Source organism: Streptomyces sp. NPDC001880 (genome assembly GCF_053594575.1).
Window position 1 is genome coordinate 1 of sequence record NZ_JBSFET010000167.1, and the last position, 6482, is coordinate 6482.

At 66.5% G+C, this 6482-nt stretch carries 5 protein-coding genes, 1 pseudogene and 1 CRISPR repeat array; of the genes and pseudogenes, 4 read left to right on the forward strand and 2 right to left on the reverse strand.

What is annotated here, in order from left to right; genetic code table 11:
* Positions 1–219: 219 nt before the first annotated feature.
* Entirely contained in the window at positions 220–837 is a 618-nt protein-coding gene (locus tag ACWCQ6_RS35050) for a GNAT family N-acetyltransferase (protein ID WP_451096235.1), read from the forward strand.
* Positions 838–853: 16 nt separating this feature from the next.
* Here the strand turns inward: ACWCQ6_RS35050 and ACWCQ6_RS35055 are convergent.
* Positions 854–1264, reverse strand: a pseudogene (locus tag ACWCQ6_RS35055) (helix-turn-helix domain-containing protein); the annotation flags it as partial.
* 131 nt (positions 1265–1395) lie between these two features.
* A CRISPR array of direct repeats spans positions 1396–1728; the repeat unit is 29 nt; unit sequence CTGCTCCCCGCGCCCGCGGGGATGGTCCC.
* A gap of 130 nt (positions 1729–1858) precedes the next feature.
* Between ACWCQ6_RS35055 and ACWCQ6_RS35060 the strand changes: the two are divergent.
* A complete protein-coding gene (locus ACWCQ6_RS35060) occupies positions 1859–3325 on the forward strand; it encodes a M1 family metallopeptidase (RefSeq protein WP_451096237.1) in 1467 nt (488 codons plus the stop codon).
* Between the two features lie 68 nt (positions 3326–3393).
* Here the strand turns inward: ACWCQ6_RS35060 and ACWCQ6_RS35065 are convergent, their stop codons facing one another.
* Entirely contained in the window at positions 3394–4995 is a 1602-nt protein-coding gene (locus tag ACWCQ6_RS35065) for a trypsin-like serine peptidase (protein WP_451096239.1), read from the reverse strand.
* A gap of 475 nt (positions 4996–5470) precedes the next feature.
* On the opposite strand from ACWCQ6_RS35065, the gene ACWCQ6_RS35070 reads away from it, so the two are divergent.
* Positions 5471–6037, forward strand: coding sequence for a hypothetical protein (locus tag ACWCQ6_RS35070; protein ID WP_451096241.1), 567 nt, complete (start codon positions 5471–5473; stop codon positions 6035–6037).
* A gap of 24 nt (positions 6038–6061) precedes the next feature.
* A complete protein-coding gene (locus ACWCQ6_RS35075) occupies positions 6062–6313 on the forward strand; it encodes a hypothetical protein (protein WP_451096243.1) in 252 nt (83 codons plus the stop codon).
* The last annotated feature ends 169 nt before the right edge of the window (positions 6314–6482 follow it).

Consider the following 6482-nt stretch of genomic DNA (forward strand, 5'->3'; position numbering starts at 1 on the left):
CACGAACACCTCGGCCACGAATGCGCCGAGGCGTTCACGGAGCCGCTCCACCTCACCAAGATCCACAGGCCGCAGCATGCGCCACCGCAACCACCAAGATCAAATCAACCTAACGAAGTACTACTAGGCCCTGTCTCCCCGATCACGGGGGTTGAGTGACCAGGTCCTGCGTCGAATATCAGGAGGACGTTGGGCGGATCAGTCGGACACAATGCGGCAATGGTTGATCACGTTCGAAGTGCTCCACGCCCGGACTTCCTCAACAAGCCGTCGCTGAGAGGGGAACAGGTGCTGCTCCGGCCCGTCACGGTGGATGACGTGGCTGCGCTGATGCCGATGCTCCTGGACGCAGAGGCGTCACGGTTGACCGGCAGTCATCACGACGGCGTGCCCGATGAGGGGCGAATGCGTGCCTGGTACGGCAGCCGCGCGGAGCAAGATGACCGGTTGGACCTTGCAGTGGTCGAGCAGGTGACGGGCAACGTCATTGGCGAGGCGGTCCTGAACGAGTGGGACCCGGGTAACGAAAGTTGCAACTTCCGCATCTTCCTGGTGCCCGGCACTTATGGACGCGGCCTGGGGACGGAGGCGACCCGTCTGATCGTCGGGTACGGCTTCGAGGGGCTGGGGCTGCACCGTATCTCGCTGGAGGTCTACACGTTCAATCCGCGAGCCCGCCGCGCCTACGAAAAGGTGGGGTTCGTCGCCGAGGGTGTGCTGCGTGACGCACTGCTCTGGGAGGGCGAGCGAGTAGACGCGACGGTGATGTCGATCCTGGCGCCGGAGTGGTTCCAGCACGGCGGACGTCCGGAGGCATCCGGCCACGCGTCGGACTGAGCACCGGCGGGCGGCCACTCTGCCCGAAGCCCAGAGGAATCTCCGCCGCCGGGAACCACAGATCGCACTGGGCCAGCTTGCCGGGCTGATACGCCGTCCGCGAGACCGGATCCGCCGGAAGGTAAACCGGCCGCAGTTCCCGCACCCGCCGTTTCAGCACCGACAGCGACCGTTCCCAGCCGATCCGCTCGGCGATCACCGTGGCGGGCATCCGCGGGTACTCCGCCAGCAACTCGCGGATGGCCGGCTCCACCGCGTCCACGATCGAGCCCTTCGGAGCCCGCCGATACTTCGGCGGATCGTCGCCGGCCACGGCCCGCCGCACGGTGTTCCGGGCGATCCCCAGATGCCGCGCGATCCCCTTGATCGACATTCCCTCCGCACGGTGGAGCCGCCGGATCTCAGCCCAGTCCTCCACACCGATCACCTCTTCCACCTGACTCCCATGGAGCCAGACTGATCACTTGATCACGGAAGGGGTCACTTTTCATCGACCGATAGGGGGTCACGGTTCAAAGCACGGCGACAGTCCCCACACCTTCAAATGCGGACACGGCTCTGCTCCCCGCGCCCGCGGGGATGGTCCCGCCAAGACGAGTTGGGCCGCGACGTTCACCCGCTGCTCCCCGCGCCCGCGGGGATGGTCCCAGCTCCCAGACCGGTTTGATCTTCTCCTGCCACTGCTCCCCGCGCTCGCGGGGATGGTCCCGGCCGGAGCCGGGCCGGCCGTGTAGGTGCCGCTGCTCCCCGAGCCCGCGGGGATGGCCCCACCTCGGGGGCACCCCGCATCCCGTGAATCATCTGCTCCCCGCGCCTGCGGGGATGGTCCCGCCCGGAGCAATACACGGCGTCCTGTCGGCGGCTGCTCCCCGCGCCCGCGGGGATGGTCCACCTTCGACCCGGCGTACTTGGTGGAGCACGCGCTGCTCCCCGCGAAAGAACTTTTGCCCATCTTGAAGCAACCAATAGACGATGCCGTCTTTCTGACGTCTCGCGTCCTGCGATCGATGGGAGACACGAGATGAAACTGCATATGGTGAAGGGCAGCCGGCCGCGGTCGGTGGTCCCGGGCCGTCTGTCCGGCTGGGCTCCGGCCACAGCACTCCTCCTGGCCGTGACGACGTCCTGCACCGGCTCCGCACCGGGAAATGGTGCCGTCGTCGGAAAGCCCGGCACGGCCGGAGTGGGGGATCGGCTGTTCCCGGCGCTCGGCAATGGCGGCTATGACGTGGTGCACTACGGGCTGACGCTGGATTACGTGCCCGAGACCAACCACCTGAAGGGCACGGCGGTCATCACAGCGCGGGCCACCCAGGACCTGAGCCGCTTCAACCTCGACCTGTCAGGGCTGCGGGTACGCACCACCACGGTGCGAGGAGCCAAGGCCCAAGTCGATCGCTCGGGGGACGAGCTGCTCGTGACACCGGCGAAGACGGTGAGGAAACGCGAAGTTTTCAAGACAGTCGTCACCTACGACGGCACACCGCGCACGATCAAGGGCGACGACGGAGGCCTGGAAGGCTGGATAGAGACCGACGACGGCTCGACGGCCCTGGGCCAGCTGTCCGGCTCCATGACCTGGTTCCCGGGCAACCATCACCCGTCGGACAAGGCCACGTACGACACCACGGTCACCGTGCCCAAGGACGAGGACGGCGATCCCTACGACGTGATCAGCAACGGTGAGCTGATCACGGAGGAGGACAAGGGTAGAACGGTGACCCGGCACTGGCGCACCGAGGAGCCCATGGCCAGCTACCTCGCGCACGTCTCCGTCGGCTACTTCGAGATCCACAAGGGCCGGACGGATGATGACGTGCCCGTCTACGTCGCCATCGACCCCGACGAGGCCGAAGACTCCGCCGATGTCGCAGACCTGGTGCCCGAGATCGTCGACTGGGCCGACAGACGCTTCGGTCCCTACCCCTTCTCCTCGACCGGTGCCATCGTCGACCACCTGCCCGGGCTCGACTACGCCCTGGAGACCCAGACCAAGCCCTACTTCGGCGAGGCGCCCGAAGAGGCGCTGCTCGTGCACGAACTGGCACACCAGTGGTTCGGCAACTCCGTCACCCCGCGAAAGTGGAAGGACATGTGGCTCAGCGAGGGTCTGGCCACGTACGCGGAGTGGCTTTGGGAGGAGGAGCAGGGCAACAGGAGCACTACGGAGATCTTCGAGGACTTCTACGACGGCACGGACGCCGAGAGCGAGGGCATCTGGGCGTTCCCGCCAGCGGATCCGCCCAGCGGAGGGCGCGTCTTTGACCCGCCCGTCTACGGACGCGGTGCCATGGTCGTGCACAAGGTGCGCAGGGCCGTCGGCGACGAGACCTTCTTCGACATCCTTCGTACCTGGACCCGGCAGCACCGGCACGGCAATGCTGACACCCGGCAGTTCATCGCCCTGTGCGAGAGCAAGTCCGGGAAGGACTTGACCGCGCTCTTCGACACCTGGCTCTTCGACAAGAAGAAGCCCTCCCGGATGTGAGGAGGGCGATCCGACGAGAGAAGGGCTCTCCCTGGGGGGAAAGCCCTTCTCCAGCCGGCAGGGAGGCCCTACGCAGGCGGGTACACCAGCGTGATCTCGCGGTTCAGGCCGGTCTCGTCGGCATCCGGGTACATGGACACCTCACCGTCGGACCACCGCACCAGGAAGTCGTCCGGGTGGCGGTTGTCCGTGTAATCGCCGGCGCCCAGGACGGTGGCGTGCGTCCAGAGCCGGTTGGGCTTCTTGACCTGGATCTCGCCGTGGAAACCGTTCTGGTCGATGTCCTTGTAGAGGGTCAGTTCGCCGTCCGTCCAGCGCACGATGAGGTCGTGCTGGTCGTTGCCGGTGAAGTCGCCCGACGTGATCGTCGAGGCGTGCTTCCAGGTGCCGTTGGGCGCGGCGAGTTTCTTCTCGCCGTGGAAGCCGTCGCGGTTGACGTCGGTGTACAGGGTGACTTCACCGTCGCTCCATCGGACCAGGAGATCGTCGGCCCACTTGTTGCTGGTCGTGTAGCGACCACCGGTTATGGAAGTGGCGTGCTTCCACAGGTCGTTGGGCTTCTCCAGCTGCACCTCGCCGTGGAGCCCCTTCTCGTCGACATCTGGATAGAGCGTCAGTTCGCCATCTGTCCACCGGACGATCAGGTCGTCTCGGTCGGCCCCGGTGAAGTCGCCCGCGGCCATGGTCGCGGCATGCTTCCAGGTGCCGTTGGGCGCGACGAGACGAATCTCCTTGTCGAAGTTGTCGGCTTCCTCCCCGGCACCGCGGTACAAGGTCAGCTCGCCGTCGGACCAGCGGACGATCAGGTCGGAGTAGTCCCAGGATCCCGGATTGCCGTCAGTGAAGTAGCCACCCGCCATGACGTCGGCATGCTGCCAGGTCTCGGCCTTGCCCAGGACACCACGGCCCGCCGGCTGACGGTTGTTGACCGCGTCGTCGTACAGCGCCTTGGCGTCGCCGTCGAGGTAGGAGCTGTAGGAGATGTCGTCCTTGTCGCCGCCCGTCTTCCAGCCGCCGATGACGCCGATGACGCCCCAGCCGCTGCCCCGCTTGATGAGGAACGGGCCACCGGAGGCACCACCCGAGTACTTGTCACAGGCGATGCGCAGGAAGCTGCCCGGGATCTTGGGATCGGTGCTGTCGTAACGGACGGTCTTGTCCGTGCAGTCCAGCGGGCGTTTCTGGTTGGCCGGGTAGCCGATGAGACGGGTGGGGTCGTGGTTGTACCCGGCGTTGATCATCAGCTCGGCACCGCCGACGACGTCCTCGACGTTCTTGCCGCCGCGCGGTTCGAGCTGCAGGAAGTTGAAGTCGAGGTCGGCCGCGGCGTCCGGGCCCTTGGACAGGTACCGCTTGTCGACGTAGATTCGCCCGGGCTTGACGGTGAAGGAGCCGTGCGGTTTCTTCCCGTCGTCGTACTGCGGGACGAACGCGAGGTTCTTGCGCGCGTCCTGGTCGTCGAAGCAGTGACCGGCGCTCATCACGATGTTCTTGCCGGGGCTCTTGACGACCGTGCCACCGCAGAAGCGGCCGGTTTCGGTGCCGTCGTTCCAGAAGAAGGTGCCGACGATGGGCAACCCTTCGAATGGCCGGCTGGCGGCGCGATCCATCCTGGTCGGAGCGGGAAAGTGCTTGGCCTCCTGCTCCTTGACGGGCTTCGCGGCCCGCATGCGCTCCGGGGTCCAGTAGTCGTCGGCGTCAGCCGACGTGAACCCGCGCGCGTCGTCGTCCCCGCCTGCCGGGACGGGGGTCGGCGGAACGGAAGACCTCTCCTCCGGGACAGGGGCCGACGGAACGGAAGACTGCTCCCCCGGGGTGGCGGTCGGCGAAGCGGAAGACTCCTCCGGCGGGACGGAGGCCGATGGAACAGAAGGCTGCTCCGGGACGGCAGGCGGCGAAACGGAGGACTGCTCCGCCGGGGTGCTCGGGGTGGCGCTCCCCGAAGGAGTCGGATCGCCTTGGTCGGCAATCGCCGGAAAGCCCGGCAGCAGCATGAGTGCTGCGGTGCCCGCCGCAGTACCCAGCGCTCTGCGTAATCTCATGGTTGTTTCCCCACATGAAAAGAGACGCATGCCACGCCGCCTGGCGTGGCTGCGTCAAGGTCAGTCAAGATCGTATGACCACTACTGGCACGGGGAAGTACATATGATCGACTTCACGCGTTCGTCCATCCGCTGCGGACTTGCCGCAATTGCCCTGCCGTTGATGTTGCTCGGGCAGGCCGGAGCGGCCCACGCCGATCAGCTCCCCTTCCCCAAGCAGGGGTATGGCTCCGTCGGTGGCCCTGCGGCGCCTGGCGAGGTAGTGAACCTCACGGTCAAGGAACGCCCTGGCAACCCGCACCCGACGGCAGTCGAGGTCTCAAGCCCTGCGCTGACCGACGACACCGCCCTCGGTGACACCAAGAGCGCCTGGGTGGGCGCGGGCCGGATCAAGAAGACGGTGAAGCCCGGAACGTATCCGGTGACATTCACGCTACGACACAAGAGCGCCGACTGCGTGACGGAAAAGGACCGCGACTACGTGTGCGACTACCCCGCGATCGTCCTGCGCTCGAAAGTGACGGTATCGGGTCAGGACGAGACCGCGGCATCGAACGAAGGGGCAGGCTTCGGCGGCGGATTGGCCATCGGTATCGCGTCGGGCGCCATGGCGACACTGGCGGTGGGCGGAGTACTGCTGCGCCTTCGCCGCCGCCAGGTTCCGTCCTGACCCTCGAAACGCCGCCCTCACCCCATGAGACGCCCCGACACGCTGCGCGGCCGGTGCTGGGAGATGGACCACAAGCAAAATCTCCGCGTCCGGGCCGACGGCGGAATCGACACGACCGACGCTGCTCAGCGGGAATCCCTCGAAGACCTTGCCGCCGCCGAGATGGTCACCCGCGGCGACACCATCGATGTCCTCCCCGACAACGTCGCGTACAGCCTGCGGATGCTCTCCGAGCCGTCGCCTCCTACTGACACGCCCCATGTCGCCGACCATTGACATCTCGAGTCGTCTCCCACTGACGCTCTGACGTCGTCCGACACCAGAACGAAGCCGGGTGTGGTCGGTTTGTTGTCCGTCGTGACGTTGGTGGCGAGGTCGCCCTTCCACCAGCCCTGCTCGTCCTGCCTGCCGAGGAGGTGCTCAACCGAGCGTTCCGCGGCCCGCC

Coding starts and splice junctions, on each gene's coding strand:
- ACWCQ6_RS35050 (WP_451096235.1), top strand. CDS start 220: ATGGTTGATCACGTTCGAAGTGCTCCACGCCCGGACTTCCTCAACAAG.
- ACWCQ6_RS35060 (WP_451096237.1), top strand. CDS start 1,859: ATGAAACTGCATATGGTGAAGGGCAGCCGGCCGCGGTCGGTGGTCCCG.
- ACWCQ6_RS35065 (WP_451096239.1), bottom strand. CDS start 4,995: ATGCGGGCCGCGAAGCCCGTCAAGGAGCAGGAGGCCAAGCACTTTCCC.
- ACWCQ6_RS35070 (WP_451096241.1), top strand. CDS start 5,471: ATGATCGACTTCACGCGTTCGTCCATCCGCTGCGGACTTGCCGCAATT.
- ACWCQ6_RS35075 (WP_451096243.1), top strand. CDS start 6,062: ATGAGACGCCCCGACACGCTGCGCGGCCGGTGCTGGGAGATGGACCAC.